This is a genomic window from Pseudomonas bharatica CSV86 (assembly GCF_000319305.2).
Taxonomy (GTDB): Bacteria; Pseudomonadota; Gammaproteobacteria; order Pseudomonadales; family Pseudomonadaceae; genus Aquipseudomonas; species Aquipseudomonas bharatica.
Window position 1 is genome coordinate 1,135,822 of record NZ_AMWJ02000002.1, and the last position, 16,662, is coordinate 1,152,483.

Consider the following 16,662-nt stretch of genomic DNA (forward strand, 5'->3'; position numbering starts at 1 on the left):
AAACCTGATTTGCCAATCGTGTTGCGGCCTTGGCATCGCGCCAGGGATCACACCAGAATGCCATCATCTATATAGGCAGCCATGCGCCGCACAACACCCAGAACGCCGGCGCGCTCTGTTAGAATCGCCACTTTCCTGTTCGCCCGCGCCACCAAGGCGCCGTAGAGAGCCTGCAATGACCGTCACCATCAAAACCGCCGAAGACATCGAAAAGATGCGCATCGCCGGCCGCCTTGCCGCCGAAGTCCTGGAAATGATCGAGGAACACGTCAAGCCCGGCGTGACCACCGAGGAACTGGACCGCATCTGCCACGACTATATCGTCAACGTCCAGCAGGCCATTCCCGCGCCGCTCAACTACAAGGGCTTCCCCAAGTCGATCTGCACCTCGATCAACCACGTGGTGTGCCACGGCATTCCCAACGAGAAGCCGCTCAAGGCCGGTGACACCCTGAACATCGACGTCACCGTGATCAAGGATGGCTACCACGGCGACACCAGCCGCATGTTCCACGTCGGTACCGTACCGGTCTGGGCCGAACGCCTGTCGAAGGTCACCCAGGAGTGCCTGTACAAGGCCATCGAGATCATCAAGCCGGGTACCCGCCTGGGCGATATCGGCGAAGTGATCCAAAAACACGCGGAAAAGAACGGCTTCTCGGTGGTTCGCGAATTCTGCGGCCACGGTATCGGCAAGGTCTTCCACGAGGAGCCGCAGATCCTCCACTACGGCCGCGCCGGCACCGGCATGGAGCTGCAGGAAGGCATGACCTTCACCATCGAGCCGATGATCAACCAGGGCAAGGCCGACACCAAGGTCCTGGGCGACGGCTGGACCGCCATCACCAAGGACCGCAAGCTTTCCGCCCAGTGGGAACACACCCTGGTGGTGACCGCCACCGGTTATGAAATCTTCACCTTGCGCAAAGACGACACCATTCCCCGTACTTCAGCCTGACCAGACAGGACGATTCGATGCCCCAGGTGGATCCCGAGCTGTTCGATCGCGGTCAGTTCCAGGCGGAACTGGCCCTCAAGTCAAGCCCCATCGCGGCGTTCAAGAAAGCCATCCGCCGCGCCGGCGAGGTGCTTGACCAGCGTTTCCGCGAAGGCCGCGATATCCGCCGCCTGATCGAGGACCGCGCCTGGTTCGTCGATAACATCCTGCAACAGGCCTGGAACCACTTCGACTGGAGCGACGAAGCCGATATCGCCCTGGTCGCGGTGGGTGGCTACGGTCGTGGCGAGCTGCATCCGCATTCGGACATCGACCTGCTGATCCTGCTGGACCACGCCGACCATGAGATCTTTCGCGACTCGATCGAGCGTTTTCTCACGCTTCTGTGGGATATCGGCCTGGAAGTGGGCCAAAGCGTCCGTTCGGTGGAGGAGTGCGCCGAACAGGCCCGCGCCGATCTCACGGTGATCACCAACCTGATGGAAAGCCGCACCATCGCCGGCCCCGAACGCCTGCGCCAGCGCATGCTGGAGGTCACCAGCACCGCGCATATGTGGCCGAGCAAGGAGTTCTTCCTGGCCAAGCGCGCCGAGCAGAAGGCCCGCCACCATAAGTACAACGACACCGAATACAACCTGGAACCTAACGTAAAGGGTTCCCCCGGCGGCCTGCGCGACATCCAGACCGTGCTCTGGGTCGCCCGGCGCCAGTTCGGCACCCTCAACCTGCACGCCCTGGCGGGCGAAGGCTTCCTGCTGGAAGACGAGAACAAGCTGCTGGCGTCGTCCCAGGAATTCCTCTGGAAAGTCCGCTATGCCCTGCACATGCTCGCCGGGCGCGCCGAAGACCGCCTGCTGTTCGACCACCAGCGCAGCATCGCCGCCCTGCTCGGCTTCGTGGATGAAAACCCGAAGCGCGCCATCGAGCAGTTCATGCAGCAGTATTACCGGGTGGTCATGAGCATCGCCGAGCTCAGCGACCTGATCATCCAGCATTTCGAGGAAGTCATCCTCGCCGACGACAGCAGCGCCAGCACCCAGCCGCTGAATGCGCGCTTCCAGTTGCATGACGGCTATATCGAGGCGGTACGCCCGAACGTGTTCAAGCGCACGCCGTTCGCCATGCTGGAGATCTTCGTGCTGATGGCCCAGCACCCGGAAATCAAGGGCGTGCGTGCCGACACCATCCGCCTGCTGCGGGAAAACCGTCACCTGATCGACGACAGGTTCCGCAACGACATCCGCAATACCAGCCTGTTCATCGAGCTGTTCAAGTGCGAAATCGGTATCCACCGCAACCTGCGAAGGATGAACCGCTACGGCATCCTTGGCCGCTACCTGCCGGAGTTCGGCCTGATCGTCGGGCAGATGCAACATGACCTGTTCCACATCTATACGGTAGACGCCCACACCCTCAACCTGATCAAGCACCTGCGCAAGCTGCAGTACACGCCGGTGTCGGAAAAATTCCCACTGGCCAGCAAGCTCATGGGCCGCCTGCCCAAGCCGGAGCTGATCTACATGGCCGGGCTCTACCACGACATCGGCAAGGGCCGCCAGGGCGACCACTCCGAGCTGGGCGCGGTAGACGCCCGGGCCTTCTGCGAGCGCCATCAACTGCCGGCGTGGGACAGCCGCCTGATCGTCTGGCTGGTGCAAAACCACCTGGTGATGTCGACCACCGCCCAGCGCAAGGACCTTTCCGACCCGCAGGTGATCCACGACTTCGCCCAGCATGTCGGCAACCAGGTCAATCTCGACTACCTCTATGTGCTGACCGTCGCCGATATCAATGCGACCAACCCCAGCCTGTGGAACTCCTGGCGCGCCAGCCTGCTGCGCCAGCTCTACACCGAAACCAAGCGCGCCCTGCGCCGCGGCCTGGAAAACCCGCTGGACCGAGAGGAGCAGATCCGCCAGACGCAGAGCGCGGCACTGGACATCCTGGTCCGCGAAGGCAACGACCAGGACGACGTCGAACAGCTCTGGTCGCAACTGGGCGACGACTATTTCCTGCGCCACACCGCCGCCGACGTGGCCTGGCACTCCGACGCGATTCTCCAGCAGCCGGCCGACAGCGGCCCGCTGGTGCTGATCAAGGAAACCACCCAGCGCGAGTTCGAGGGCGGCACGCAGATCTTCATCTACGCCCCGGACCAGCACGACTTCTTCGCCGTGACCGTGGCGGCCATGGACCAGCTGAACCTCAACATCCACGATGCGCGGATCATCACCTCGAGCAGCCAGTTCACCCTCGACACCTATATCGTCCTGGACAACGACGGCGGCTCGATCGGCAACAACCCGCAGCGGGTCAAGCAGATCCGCGACGGCCTGAGCGACGCCCTGCGCAACCCGGACGACTACCCGAGCATCATCCATCGCCGGGTACCGCGCCAGCTCAAGCACTTCGCCTTCCCGCCGCAGGTAACCATCCTCAACGATGCCCAGCGCCCGGTGACCATCCTCGAACTGATCGCCCCCGACCGCCCAGGCCTGCTGGCGCGTATCGGCAAGATCTTCCTGGACTTCGACCTGTCGCTGCAGAACGCCAAGATCGCCACCCTCGGCGAGCGCGTGGAAGACGTGTTCTTCATTACCGATGCCGACAACCAGCCACTTTCCGACCCCCAACTGTGCAGCCGCCTGCAGGACGCCATCGTCGAGCAGTTGCGGGTCGACCAGGCCAGCGGAACCGAATCCTTTCGCCTGACCATTTGATGCCTTGACGAGACCTTGCGCCGATGAACAACGCTTTGAACCAGCTTCAGCCCTACCCGTTCGAGAAACTCCGCGCCCTGCTGGGCGGCGTTACCCCTGCGGCGGACAAGCGCGCCATCGCCCTGTCGATCGGCGAGCCGAAGCACACCTCGCCGGCCTTCGTGGCCAAGGCGCTGGCCGACAACCTCGACCAGATGGCCGTCTACCCGACCACCCTCGGCCTGCCGGCCCTGCGCGAGTCCATCGCCCACTGGTGCGAGCGGCGTTTCGGCGTGCCGGCCGGCTGGCTGGACGCCGCGCGCCATGTGCTGCCGGTCAACGGCACCCGCGAGGCGTTGTTCTCCTTCACCCAGGCAGTGGTCAATCGCAGCGATGACGGCCTGATCATCAGCCCGAACCCGTTCTACCAGATCTACGAAGGCGCGGCCCTGCTGGCCGGGGCCAAGCCGCATTACCTGGCCTGCCTCGACCGCAACGGCTTCAACCCGGACTTCGACGCGGTGCCGGCAGACGTCTGGCAGCGCTGCCAGATCCTCTTCCTGTGCTCGCCGGGCAACCCTACCGGCGCACTGGTGCCATTGGAAACCCTGAAAAAGCTGATCGCCCTGGCCGACCAGTACGACTTCGTCATCGCCGCCGACGAATGCTACAGCGAACTGTACTTCGACGAACAAAGCCCGCCGCCAGGCCTGCTCACCGCCTGCGCCGAACTCGGCCGCAGCGACTTCAAGCGCTGCGTGGTGTTCCACAGCCTGTCCAAGCGCTCCAACCTGCCAGGCCTGCGCTCCGGCTTCGTCGCCGGCGACGCCGAGATCCTCAAGGGCTTCCTGCTGTACCGCACCTACCACGGCTGCGCGATGCCGGTGCAGACCCAACTGGCGAGCATCGCCGCCTGGAACGACGAAGCCCACGTGCGTAACAACCGCGACCTGTACCGCGAGAAGTTCGACGCCGTGCTGGAAATCCTCGGCCCGGTGCTGGACGTGCAAAAGCCGGACGGCGGCTTCTACTTATGGGCCAAGGTTCCAGGCAACGACGACGCAGCATTCTGCCGTGGCCTGTTCGAGCAACAGCATGTGACCGTGGTGCCGGGCTCGTACCTGTCCCGTGAGGTGGATGGCGTCAATCCGGGTGCCGGCCGGGTGCGCATGGCGCTGGTTGCGCCGCTGGCCGAGTGTGTCGAGGCAGCCAAGCGGATTCGGGCGTTTATCGAAGGCTGATAGCTTTTTCGCAATCGCTGCGGATCGGCGGCCCGACAAGCCAGCCCCCACAGGGTTTTGAGCGACCCGGACCCTGTGGGAGCTGGCTTGCCAGCGATGAGGCCATCAGCTCACTTCACCTGCCCAAGATTCGCCTCGCTCATATCCAGCTCGCCCAGCACCTTGCGCACCACATCATCGCCGACCTCGTGATGCCGGTGCATACGGTACAGCTCCAGCCGCTGCGCCCGCAGCGCGCGCAGGCGCAGGCGGCGTTCGAGCTGGTCCATCTGCTCGGCCAGGGCCCGGGCCTCGGCGCTGTCGTTGTAGGCGTCCAGTTGCTGGCGGTATTCGGCCATCAGGCGGGCCTTGAGCTCTGCCGCCAACGCCGCCTGCGAGGCATCCTGGGCGGCGCCCGGCTCGGCGGTTTCCTCCGCTTCGAGCGCATGGATCGCGGCAACCGCAGTTCGCCGCCAGGTTTCGTCGGCCTCCTGTTGCAAGGCGTCGTCCGGACTTTTCTCGACGCCGCGAAGCAACAACGGCAGCGCAATGCAGGCGGCAACCAGCGACAGCAGGATCACCCCGGCCGCAATGAAGATCAGCAGATCCCGTTCCGGGAAGCCGGTGCCAGCACTGATCAGCAAAGGCACCGACATGACGCCAGCCAGGGTCACCGCCCCCCTCACCCCGCCGATGGTCAGCAACCAGCAGGAGCGCGCGTCCGGCAGCAGCACCAGCTCCGATTTGCCACGCCAGCGCCGCACCACGCCGATCAGGCGCCAGATGCTCTGCACCCAGACGAAACGCAGGACCACCAGCACGGCGAAGATCGCCACCACATCCAGGCAGCGCCAGGCCAGGGTCGGCCACAGCGAAGCCTCGTGACTGGTCACCGCCTTGATGATGTCCGGCAGTTGCAGGCCCAGCAGCAGGAAGATCAAACCGTTGAAAGCGAACTCCAGCAACGACCAGACACTGCGGTTGAGCAGGCGCGTGCTGGTCTGGCGCGGCAGCAGGTCGAGCCAGCTCTGCATCATCCCTGCCGCCACCGCCGAGAGGATCCCGGAAGCGCCAAGACGTTCGGCCAGCACATAGGCGGCGAACGGCAGCAACAGCATGAACACCACATGGGTGGCCGGATCATCCCAGCTACGGGCGATCATCCAGGCGCGCAGGCGCCCTACCAGCCAACTCAGGGCCACGCCGATGGCCAGGCCGCCGAGGGCGACAAGGACGAAGGTCAGGCTGGCTTCGGTGAGGGAGAATACCCCGGTGATCGCAGCGGCCAGGGCAAACTTGAAGGTCACCAGGCCAGAGGCGTCGTTCATCAGGGCCTCGCCCTGGAGCATATGCATCAGCGGCGTGGGCAGGCGGTCCTGGGCGATCGCCGACACCGCCACCGCGTCGGTCGGCGAGAGCACGGCGGCCAGGGCGAAGGCAACCGGCAGCGGGATGCTCGGGATGATCCAGTGAATGAAGTAGCCGGCCCCGACCACAGTGAACAGCACCAGGCCCACCGCCAAGGTCAGGATCGGCCCGCGCAAGCGCCAGAACTCGCGCTTGGGCATGCGCCAGCCGTCGGAGAACAATAACGGCGGCAGGAACAGGAAAAGAAACAGTTCCGGATCCAGCGCCACGTGCAGGCCGAGTGTCGGCCAGGCCAATAGCGCCCCGGCCCCGATCTGCACCAGCGGCAGGGGCAACGGAATCATACGCCCCACCAGCTTGGACACGCTGACCAGCATCAGCAGGATAAGGACGGTATAGGCTGACTGCATGTAACGCGTTTCCTGTTCGATTCAAAAGCTTGCCTGCCCGGGCTGGACAGGCCCAGGGCATTGGACACATATAGTAACGAGCCGTGCCACCGACAAGCCGCTGAACCTAAGTCGCAGGTCGCCGGGCAATATGTAACACCATGCTACACAACAGCAATATCCAGAACGCCCTGCCATGATCCGCAGCGTGATTACCAGGAAGGCTCCGATGAGCACAGTAATGAGCAACGATGCAGTAAAGACCGATAGTCCCGATCGCGCCCTGCTGGTGATCGATATCCAGAACGACTTCACGCCCGGCGGCGCCCTCGAGGTGCCTCGTGGCGACGAGATCGTGCCGCTGGTCAACCAGATCGCCGCAGGTTTCAGCAATGTGGTGCAAGCCCAGGACTGGCACCCGGCCGGGCATATTTCCTTCGCCTCCAGCCATCCAGGCAAGGAACCCTACGACATCATCGAGTTGCCCTATGGTCCACAGGTCCTGTGGCCGGACCACTGCATCCAGGGCAGCCACGGCGCAGAATTCCACCCCGGCGTGGACCTGCCCCACACCCAACTGATCGTGCGCAAGGGCGGCAATCCGCTGGTAGACAGCTACTCTGCCTTCTACGAAGCCGACCAGCAGACCACCACCGGCCTCGCCGGCTATCTGCGGGAAAAGGCCATCGAGACCGTCTATGTCGTGGGCCTGGCCCTGGACTTCTGCGTGGCCTGGACCGCCCTCCACGCTCGCCGCGAAGGCTTCGCCACCTATGTGGTGCTCGATGCCTGCCGGGCCATCGACAACGACGGTTCGCTGGAAAACGCCATGAACGAGATGCGCAGGGCCGGGGTGGTGTTCATCGAATCCCGACAGTTGCTCGGCGATGCCTGAAACTCGTCGGTCAGAAGCCGGCGCCACAGCCGTGGCGCCGTGCCGTTCGATCCCGCATAATCCCGCCCACCCCACTTTTCGAGGAGTTGCGGGGTCGCCCCGGGCAAGCCCGGCGCCCCTTTGAGTTCAATGGCTTACATTCTCTACGGCATCAAGGCCTGTGACACGATGAAGAAGGCGCGTACCTGGCTCGAAGAAAAAGCCATCGGCTACGACTTCCACGACTACAAGACCCAGGGCATCGACCGCGACAGCCTGAACCGCTGGTGCGACGAGCACGGTTGGGAAAAGATCCTCAACCGCGCCGGCACCACCTTCCGCAAGCTCGATGACGCGCAGAAGACCGACCTCGACCAGGCCAGGGCCGTCGAGCTGATGCTGGCCCAGCCGTCGATGATCAAGCGGCCGGTCCTCGACCTTGGCGGCAAGACCCTGGTGGGTTTCAAACCGGACCTGTACGCGGCCGCCCTGTCGTGAGCCGCCCGCTTTCAATCAATTTCAGTACGAGGTAACTGCATGTCCAATTCCCTGTTCAGCCTGGCCTTCGGTGTCGGCACCCAGAACCGCCAGGGCGCCTGGCTGGAAGTCTTCTACGCACTGCCCCTGCTCGATCCGTCCGCCGAACTGGTCGCTGCGGTCAGCCCGCTGCTGGGCTATGAAGGCGGCAACCAGGCGATCGCCTTCAGCCCGGCCCAGGCCGGTCAACTGGCCGACGCGGTGAAGTCGATCGACCCACTGCAGGCCGCCCTGCTGACCCGCCTGGCGGAAAGCAGCAAGCCGCTGGTCGCCACCCTGCTGGCCGAAGACGCTACCCTCAGCTCGACTCCGGAAGCCTACCTGAAGCTGCATCTGCTCTCGCACCGCCTGGTCAAGCCGCATGGCCTGAGCCTGGCCGGCATCTTCCCGCTGCTGCCGAACGTGGCCTGGACCAGCCAGGGCGCCATCGACCTGGCCGAACTGGCCGAAGCGCAACTGGAAGCGCGCCTGAAGGGCGAGTTGCTGGAAGTGTTCTCCGTCGACAAGTTCCCGAAGATGACCGACTACGTGGTACCGAGCGGCGTACGTATCGCCGACAGTGCCCGCGTACGCCTGGGCGCCTACATCGGCGAAGGCACCACGATCATGCACGAGGGCTTCGTCAACTTTAACGCCGGCACCGAAGGCCCGGGCATGATCGAAGGCCGCGTCTCCGCGGGTGTCTTCGTCGGCAAGGGCTCGGACCTGGGCGGCGGCTGCTCGACCATGGGCACCCTGTCCGGCGGTGGCAACATCATCATCAAGGTCGGCGAAGGCTGCCTGATCGGCGCCAACGCCGGTATCGGCATCCCGCTGGGCGACCGCAATACCGTGGAAGCCGGCCTGTACATCACCGCCGGCACCAAGGTGCAACTGCTCGACGAGCAGAACCAGCTGGTGAAAGTGGTCAAGGCCCGCGACCTGGCAGGCCAGACCGACCTGCTGTTCCGCCGCAACTCGGTGACCGGCGCAGTGGAATGCAAGGCCCACAAGTCGGCGATCGAGCTGAACGAAGCGCTGCACGCCCACAACTAAGTGGTACGATCGGGTCTGGCCATTCGCCAGACCCGATACCCAGGCCCTACGAACATGTTCCAACCCTCTTCCTGGCGCGCGGACTTTCCCGCCATCGCCACCCTGCAACGCCAGCACCAGACCTACCTGGACAGCGCGGCGACCACGCAGAAACCCCAGGCCCTGCTCGATGCCCTGAGCCATTACTACGTGCATGGCGCAGCCAACGTGCACCGCGCCCAGCATTTGCCCGGCGCATTGGCGACCCAGGCCTTCGAAGCCAGCCGCGACAAGGTCGGCACCTGGTTGAATGCCGGGGCCGGCAGCCAGATCGTTTTCACCCACGGCGCCACTTCTGCCCTGAACCTGCTCGCCTACGGGCTGGAACACCGCTTCGAAGCAGGTGAAGAGATTGCCGTCAGCGCCCTCGAGCACCACGCCAACCTGCTGCCCTGGCAACAACTGGCCAGGCGTCGTGGCCTCAAGCTGGTGATCCTGCCGCTGGCGGACAACGGCCAGATCGACCTTGACGCCGCCTTGCAGTTGATAGGCCCCAGGACCCGGGTGCTGGCGGTCAGCCAGCTGTCCAACGTGCTGGGTACCTGGCAACCACTGCAACCCCTGCTCAACCACGCCCGCGCCCAAGGCGCGATTACCGTGGTCGATGGCGCCCAGGGCATCGTCCACGGTCGCCACGACGTCAGTCAGCTGGGCTGCGACTTCTACGTGTTTTCCAGCCACAAGCTCTACGGCCCGGATGGCCTGGGGGTTCTCTACGGGCGCAACGACGCCCTGGCGAAGCTGCGCCACTGGCAGTTCGGCGGCGAAATGGTGCAACTGGCCGGTTACCAGGACTCCAGCTTCCGCCCTGCCCCGCTGGGCTTCGAAGCCGGCACCCCGCCGATCGCCAGCGTGATCGGTCTGGGGGCGACCCTCGACTACCTGGCCAGCCTCGATGCCACTGCCGTGGCCGAGCATGAAGCGGCCCTGCACCGTCATCTGCTGCGCGGTCTCAACGACCGTGAAGGCGTGCGCATCCTCGGTGCCCCGCAAGCGGCCCTGGCCAGCTTCGTGGTGGAAGGCGTGCACAACGCCGACCTGTCCCACCTGCTGACCGAGCAGGGTATCGCCGTGCGCGCCGGTCACCATTGCGCCATGCCGCTGGTCAACAGCCTTGGCCTGGACGGCGCGATCCGCGTGTCGCTGGCGCTGTATAACGATTCGGACGATCTGCAGCGCTTCTTCAACGCTCTGGACCAGGCCCTGGAGCTGCTGCGATGAGCTTGCCGCCGGATGCCCGGGAAGCCCTCGACAGCTTCGCTGCCGCCGCCGGCTGGGAACAGCGCGCCCGCCTGCTGATGCAGTGGGGCGAGCGCCTGGCACCGTTGACGGACGAAGAGAAATCGGACGACAACCGTGTCCATGGTTGCGAAAGCCAGGTCTGGCTGGTGGCCCGTCAGGACGACGGGCATTGGCGCTTCGCAGCGGCCAGCGACGCACGCCTGATTCGCGGCCTGCTGGCCTTGCTGCTGGTGCGGGTCGAGGGCCTGTCCAGCGCCGAGCTGCGGCAATTGGACCTGCCGGGCTGGTTCAGGCAACTGGGCCTCGACCGCCAGCTTTCCCCTTCGCGCAGCAACGGCCTGAACGCCGTGCTGCAACGCATGGCTCAGCTGGCTTCGGGCGCCTGAGCCGCCTTGCGCTCGGACGGCCGCCGTGCGCCGGCCACCAGCTTGTCCACCGCCTTGCTCGCCGCGACCATGCCAAAGGTCGCGGTAACCATCATCACCGCGCCAAAGCCTCCGGCGCAGTCCAGCCGGGTGCCTTCGCCCACGAAACCCTTGTCCAGGCACACGCTGCCATCCGGCTGCGGGTAGCGCAGTTGCTCGGTGGAGAACACCACCGGCACGCCGTAGCTGCGGCTCTGGTTGCGCGAGAAGTTGTAGTCGCGACGCAGGGTCGAGCGCACCCGTGAGGCCAGCGGATCGTTGTAGGTACGGTTGAGGTCGGCAACCTGGACCTGCGTCGGGTCGATCTGTCCGCCAGCGCCGCCGGTGCTGATGATGGTGATCTTGCGCCGCTTGCACCAGGCGATCAGCGCCGCCTTGGACATCACGCTGTCGATGCAGTCGATGACGCAATCGATTCCTTCGGTAATGTACTCGGCCATGGTCTCGCGGGTGACGAAGTCGCTCACTGCATGCACCCGGCAGGCCGGGTTGATGGCGCGCAGGCGCTCAGCGGTGACCTCTACCTTGGCCTTGCCCACGTTGCCTTCCAAGGCATGGGCCTGGCGGTTGGTATTGCTCACGCAGACATCGTCCAGGTCGAACAGGGAGACCTCGCCCACCCCGCTGCGCGCCAGGGCCTCGGCCGTCCACGAGCCGACGCCGCCGATGCCGACCACCGCCACGTGGGCATCGCGCAAGCGTTGCAGGCCATCGAGGCCATACAGCCGGGCAATGCCGGCGAACCGTGGATCTTCGTTGCTCATGAGGCACACCCCGCAAAAAACCGGCGCGCATTATAGGCCCCTGCGATGGCAATGACAGCGCCTTCGGACAGCCCGCGCATTGGCATGAGGGACGGCAATGCTGCTTTAATGTCCGCCGAAATGTCCTACGCTGCAAAAAGTCTTGGACGACACCAACGGGTTTGAGAACTTAGCCTTCTGAAGAAAATCCAATGGCTGCCCGGTCGAAATTCCTACAAGAACTGACCCGACGCTGCCCTGGATCCGCGCTTCCCGCGCCGGCCCGTTCCACTCTCCGGAACCAGAACTACTTATGTCATCGCGTAAATTTGGTATCAACCTGGTGATCGTCATGGCGATCGCCGCGCTATTCACCGGGTTCTGGGCGTTGATCAACCGCCCGGTATCCGCGCCGAACTGGCCGGAACAGATCTCCGGTTTCTCCTATTCGCCGTTCCGTCTTGGTGAAAGCCCGCAAAAGGGCCTATACCCCACCGAGGCGGAGATGCGCGAAGACCTCGAGCAAATGAGCAAGCTGACCGACAGCATCCGGATCTACACCGTCGAAGGCACCCAGGCGGAGATTCCGCGCCTGGCCGAGGAGTTCGGCCTGCGTGTGACCCTGGGCGTGTGGATCAGCCCCGACCAGGAGCGCAACGAGCGGGAAATCCAGAAGGCCATCGAACTGGCCAATACCACCCGCAGCGTGGTGCGGGTGATGGTGGGTAACGAAGCGCTGTTCCGCGAGGAGATCACGCCCGAGGAACTGATCAAGTACCTGGACCGGGTGCGCGCTGCGGTGAAGGTGCCGGTAACCACCTCCGAGCAGTGGCACATCTGGAAGGAGCACCCCGAGCTGGCCAAGCACGTCGACCTGATCGCCGCGCACATCCTGCCGTACTGGGAATTCATCCCGATGAAGGACGCCGGGCAGTTCGTCCTCGACCGCGCCCGCGACCTGAAACATCTGTTCCCGCGCAAGCCGCTGCTGCTGTCCGAAGTCGGCTGGCCGAGCAACGGGCGCATGCGCGGCGGCGCCGACGCGACCCAGGCAGACCAGGCCATCTACCTGCGTACCCTGGTCAACAAGCTCAACCGCCAGGGCTACAACTACTTCGTCATCGAAGCCTACGACCAGCCGTGGAAAGCCAGTGACGAAGGCTCGGTGGGCGCCTACTGGGGCGTGTTCAACGCCGCCCGCCAGCAGAAATTCAACTTCGAAGGGCCAGTGGTGGCGATCCCGCAATGGCGGGTGCTGGCGGTGGGCTCGGTGGTCCTTGCCCTGCTCTCCCTGACCCTGCTGCTGATCGACGGCTCGGCCCTGCGCCAGCGCGGCCGCACCTTCCTGACCTTTATCGCGTTCCTCTGCGGATCGGTGCTGGTGTGGATCGGCTATGACTACAGCCAGCAATACAGCACCTGGTTCAGCCTGACCGTGGGCTTCCTGCTTGCCCTCGGTGCACTCGGGGTGTTCATCGTCCTGCTGACCGAGGCCCACGAACTGGCCGAGGCGGTCTGGACCCACAAGCGCCGCCGCGAATTCCTCCCGGTGCATGCCGACGAAGCCTACAGGCCGAAAGTCTCGGTGCATGTGCCGTGCTACAACGAGCCGCCGGAGATGGTCAAACAGACGCTGAATGCCCTGGCCGCGCTGGATTATCCGGACTACGAAGTCCTGATCATCGACAACAACACCAAGGACCCGGCCGTCTGGGAGCCGATCAAGGCCCACTGCGAACTGCTCGGCGAGCGCTTCAAGTTCTTCCACGTTTCGCCGCTGGCCGGCTTCAAGGGCGGTGCGCTGAACTACTTGATCCCGCATACCGCGCCGGATGCCGAAGTGATCGCGGTGATCGACTCGGACTACTGCGTCGACCGCAACTGGCTCAAGCACATGGTCCCGCATTTCGCCGATCCGAAGATCGCCGTGGTGCAATCGCCACAGGACTACCGCGACCAGAACGAAAGTACCTTCAAGAAGCTCTGCTATTCGGAATACAAGGGCTTTTTCCATATCGGCATGGTCACCCGCAACGACCGCGACGCGATCATCCAGCACGGCACCATGACCATGACCCGCCGCTCGGTCCTGGAAGAACTGGGCTGGGCCGACTGGTGCATCTGCGAGGACGCCGAGCTGGGCCTGCGCGTGTTCGAAAAAGGTTATTCGGCCGCCTATGCCCACAACAGCTACGGCAAGGGGCTGATGCCGGACACCTTCATCGACTTCAAGAAACAGCGGTTCCGCTGGGCCTATGGCGCCATCCAGATCATCAAGCGCCACGCCGCCGCGTTGCTGCGCGGCAAGGACACCGAGCTGACCCGCGGCCAGCGCTACCACTTCCTGGCCGGCTGGCTGCCATGGATCGCCGACGGCATGAACATCTTCTTCACCATCGGCGCGCTGCTCTGGTCGGCGGCGATGATCATCGTCCCGCAACGGGTCGATCCACCGCTGCTGATCTTCGCCATCCCGCCGCTGGCACTGTTCGTGTTCAAGGTGGGCAAGATCGTGTTCCTCTACCGCCGCGCGGTCGGGGTCAACCTCAAGGACGCCTTCGCCGCAGCGCTGGCCGGGCTGGCGTTGTCCCACACCATCGCCAAGGCGGTGCTGTACGGGTTCTTCACCAGCAGCATTCCGTTCTTCCGCACGCCGAAGAATGCCGACAGCCATGGTTTGCTGGTGGCCCTCTCCGAGGCGCGCGAAGAACTGTTCATCATGCTCTTGCTATGGGGCGCGGCCGCCGGGATCTACCTGGTCCAGGGCCTGCCGAGCAATGACATGCGCTTCTGGGTGGCGATGCTGCTGGTGCAGTCGCTGCCGTATGTCGCGGCGCTGGTGATGGCAATGCTGTCGTCGCTGCCCAAGCCGGCCGAGGCCGTGGAGCAGGCTCCCGCCGCCTGACTCAAGCACTGCACCGCACCCTGTGGGAGCTGGCTTGCCAGCGATGAGGCCAGATCTGACAACATCATCGTCAGTGCCGGCCTCATCGCTGGCAAGTCGGGGCGCCGAACCGCAGCTCCCACAGGTGCGGTGCAGTCCCTGCCACTACCTTTCTTTCCCAGACAAACAGCAGCGATCCGGCGTCCTGCCAGCGCGCTTTTGCTATAAGATAACGCCCCAAAATCGTACCCCTGCCTTGCACCCGGAGTCCTTCATGACGGCCCCCGCCGAACTCTCGCCTACCCTCGAACTGGCCTGCGACCTGATCCGCCGGCCCTCGGTGACCCCGCTCGACTTCGATTGCCAGAAACAGATGATGCAGCGCCTGGGCGACGCGGGTTTCACCCTAGAGCCGATGCGCATCGAGGACGTGGATAACTTCTGGGCCACCCACGGTACCCAGGACGGCCCGGTGCTGTGCTTCGCCGGCCATACCGACGTGGTCCCCACCGGCCCGGTGCAGGCCTGGCAGAACGATCCGTTCGAGGCGCTGGTCGATGCCGACGGCATGCTTTGCGGGCGTGGCGCCGCTGACATGAAGGGCAGCCTGGCCGCGATGATCGTCGCCACCGAGCGCTTCGTCGCCGACTACCCGAACCACCGCGGCAAAGTCGCCTACCTGATCACCAGCGATGAAGAAGGCCCGGCCCATCATGGCACCAAGGCTGTGGTCGAGCGCCTGCGCGAGCGTGGCGAGCGCCTGGACTGGTGCATCGTCGGCGAACCGTCGAGCACCACCCTGGTCGGCGACGTGGTCAAGAACGGCCGTCGCGGCTCCCTTGGCGCCAAGCTCACCGTGCGCGGCAAGCAAGGCCATGTGGCCTACCCGCACCTGGCCCGCAACCCGATCCACCTGGCCGCCCCGGCCCTGGCGGAGCTCGCCGCCGAGCACTGGGACGAAGGCAACGCGTTCTTCCCGCCGACCAGCTTCCAGATCTCCAACCTGAACTCCGGAACCGGCGCCACCAACGTGGTCCCGGGCGAACTGACCGCGCTGTTCAACTTCCGCTTCTCCACGGAATCGACCGTCGAAGGGCTGCAGCAGCGCGTCTCGGCGATCCTCGACAAGCACCAGCTGGACTGGGACGTGGAATGGGCATTGTCCGGCCTGCCGTTCCTCACCGAGCCGGGCGACCTGCTCGACGCCGTGTCGGCCAGCATCAAGGCGGTCACCGGGCGCGAAACCGAGGCCTCCACCAGCGGCGGAACCTCGGACGGACGCTTCATCGCCACCCTGGGGACCCAGGTGGTCGAGCTGGGTCCGGTCAACGCCACCATCCACCAGGTCAACGAGCGCATCCTCGCCAGTGATCTCGACGTACTGACCGAGATCTACTACCAGACCCTGGTCCGGTTGCTCGCCTGATGCTCACCTGCCCACTCTGCCGCGAGCCACTGCGCGACCTCGACAACGGTGTCGGCTGCCCTGCCGGCCACCGTTTCGACCGGGCCCGCCAGGGCTACCTGAACCTGCTGCCGGTGCAGCACAAGAACAGCCGCGATCCCGGCGACAACCAGGCCATGGTCCAGGCCAGGCGCGACTTTCTCGACGCAGGCCATTACGCGCCGGTAGCCAGGCGCCTGGCCGAGCTGGCAGCCGAGCGCAATCCGGGGCGCTGGGTCGACATCGGTTGCGGCGAGGGTTACTACACCGCGCAACTCGCCGAAGCCCTGCCGACCTCGGAAGGCTACGCGCTGGACATTTCCCGCGAGGCCGTCAAGCGAGCCTGCAAGCGCAGCCCGCGAGTGACCTGGCTGGTAGCGAGCATGGCACGGGTTCCGCTGGCCGACGCCAGTTGCCAGTTCATCGCCAGCGTCTTCAGCCCGCTCGACTGGCAGGAGGCGCGCCGCCTGCTCGGTCCCGGTGGCGGGCTGATGCGGGTCGGCCCCACCAGCGGCCACCTGATGGAACTGCGCCAGAAGCTTTACGACGAAGTTCGCGAATATGCCGACGACAAGCACCTGGCCCTGGTCCCGGCGGACATGGCCCATGCCCACAGCGAAACCCTCGAGTTCCGCCTGAGCCTGGCCAATCCCGCCGACCGCGCCAACCTGCTGGCGATGACGCCCCACGGCTGGCGCGCCAGCGCCGAACGACGCGCGGCGGTCATCGACCAGGCGGAGCCGTTCGACGTCACGGTGTCGATGCGTTACGACTATTTTGTCCTGCAGGACTGACCCCTTTCCGG

At 64.8% G+C, this 16,662-nt stretch carries 13 protein-coding genes; 11 read left to right on the forward strand and 2 right to left on the reverse strand.

Annotated features, from left to right (window positions below; translation table 11 throughout):
* Positions 1 to 175 precede the first annotated feature (175 nt).
* From map to dapC, 3 genes are read left to right on the forward strand one after another with little or no spacing between them, the layout of a single operon-like run.
* Positions 176 to 958, forward strand: a complete 783-nt coding sequence (gene map / locus CSV86_RS19090) for a type I methionyl aminopeptidase (RefSeq protein WP_009395272.1) — start codon at positions 176 to 178, stop codon at positions 956 to 958.
* Positions 959 to 975: 17 nt separating this feature from the next.
* Positions 976 to 3,678, forward strand: a complete 2,703-nt coding sequence (locus tag CSV86_RS19095; protein WP_009395273.1) for a [protein-PII] uridylyltransferase — start codon at positions 976 to 978, stop codon at positions 3,676 to 3,678.
* A 23-nt stretch (positions 3,679 to 3,701) separates the two neighbouring features.
* The gene (gene dapC / locus CSV86_RS19100) at positions 3,702 to 4,898 is read left to right on the forward strand and encodes a succinyldiaminopimelate transaminase (RefSeq protein ID WP_009395274.1); all 1,197 of its coding nucleotides are present in this window, start codon (positions 3,702 to 3,704) and stop codon (positions 4,896 to 4,898) included.
* A gap of 110 nt (positions 4,899 to 5,008) precedes the next feature.
* On the opposite strand, the gene CSV86_RS19105 is transcribed toward dapC, so the two are convergent.
* Entirely contained in the window at positions 5,009 to 6,655 is a 1,647-nt protein-coding gene (locus CSV86_RS19105) for a Na+/H+ antiporter (RefSeq protein ID WP_009395276.1), read from the reverse strand.
* Between the two features lie 208 nt (positions 6,656 to 6,863).
* Here CSV86_RS19105 and pncA point away from each other — a divergent pair, with 208 nt between their 5' ends.
* From pncA to CSV86_RS19130, 5 genes are all read left to right on the forward strand, one after another.
* Positions 6,864 to 7,529 (forward strand): bifunctional nicotinamidase/pyrazinamidase, encoded by a 666-nt coding sequence (pncA, locus tag CSV86_RS19110; RefSeq protein ID WP_240160538.1) that lies wholly within the window; start codon positions 6,864 to 6,866, stop codon positions 7,527 to 7,529.
* Positions 7,530 to 7,658: 129 nt separating this feature from the next.
* Positions 7,659 to 8,006, forward strand: coding sequence for an ArsC family reductase (locus tag CSV86_RS19115; RefSeq protein ID WP_009395278.1), 348 nt, complete (start codon positions 7,659 to 7,661; stop codon positions 8,004 to 8,006).
* A gap of 39 nt (positions 8,007 to 8,045) precedes the next feature.
* On the forward strand, positions 8,046 to 9,080 hold the full coding sequence (dapD, locus tag CSV86_RS19120) for a 2,3,4,5-tetrahydropyridine-2,6-dicarboxylate N-succinyltransferase (RefSeq protein WP_009395279.1): 1,035 nt from the start codon (positions 8,046 to 8,048) through the stop codon (positions 9,078 to 9,080).
* Between the two features lie 54 nt (positions 9,081 to 9,134).
* On the forward strand, positions 9,135 to 10,340 hold the full coding sequence (locus tag CSV86_RS19125) for an aminotransferase class V-fold PLP-dependent enzyme (RefSeq protein ID WP_009395280.1): 1,206 nt from the start codon (positions 9,135 to 9,137) through the stop codon (positions 10,338 to 10,340).
* Positions 10,337 to 10,747, forward strand: a complete 411-nt coding sequence (locus CSV86_RS19130) for a SufE family protein (RefSeq protein WP_009395282.1) — start codon at positions 10,337 to 10,339, stop codon at positions 10,745 to 10,747. Before CSV86_RS19125 ends, CSV86_RS19130 begins: the two co-directional genes overlap by 4 nt.
* Here CSV86_RS19130 and tcdA read toward each other — a convergent pair.
* Positions 10,726 to 11,550, reverse strand: a complete 825-nt coding sequence (gene tcdA, locus CSV86_RS19135) for a tRNA cyclic N6-threonylcarbamoyladenosine(37) synthase TcdA (protein WP_009395285.1) — start codon at positions 11,548 to 11,550, stop codon at positions 10,726 to 10,728. The two genes, CSV86_RS19130 and tcdA, sit on opposite strands and share 22 nt — an antisense overlap.
* 292 nt (positions 11,551 to 11,842) lie before the next feature.
* Here tcdA and CSV86_RS19140 point away from each other — a divergent pair, with 292 nt between their 5' ends.
* The 3 genes from CSV86_RS19140 (at position 11,843) to CSV86_RS19150 (ending at position 16,651) form a co-directional block, all read left to right on the forward strand.
* Entirely contained in the window at positions 11,843 to 14,434 is a 2,592-nt protein-coding gene (locus CSV86_RS19140; RefSeq protein WP_009395286.1) for a glycosyltransferase, read from the forward strand.
* A 253-nt stretch (positions 14,435 to 14,687) separates the two neighbouring features.
* The gene (gene dapE / locus CSV86_RS19145; protein WP_009395287.1) at positions 14,688 to 15,839 is read left to right on the forward strand and encodes a succinyl-diaminopimelate desuccinylase; all 1,152 of its coding nucleotides are present in this window, start codon (positions 14,688 to 14,690) and stop codon (positions 15,837 to 15,839) included.
* Entirely contained in the window at positions 15,839 to 16,651 is an 813-nt protein-coding gene (locus CSV86_RS19150) for a putative RNA methyltransferase (RefSeq protein ID WP_009395288.1), read from the forward strand. Before dapE ends, CSV86_RS19150 begins: the two co-directional genes overlap by 1 nt.
* Positions 16,652 to 16,662 lie beyond the last annotated feature (11 nt).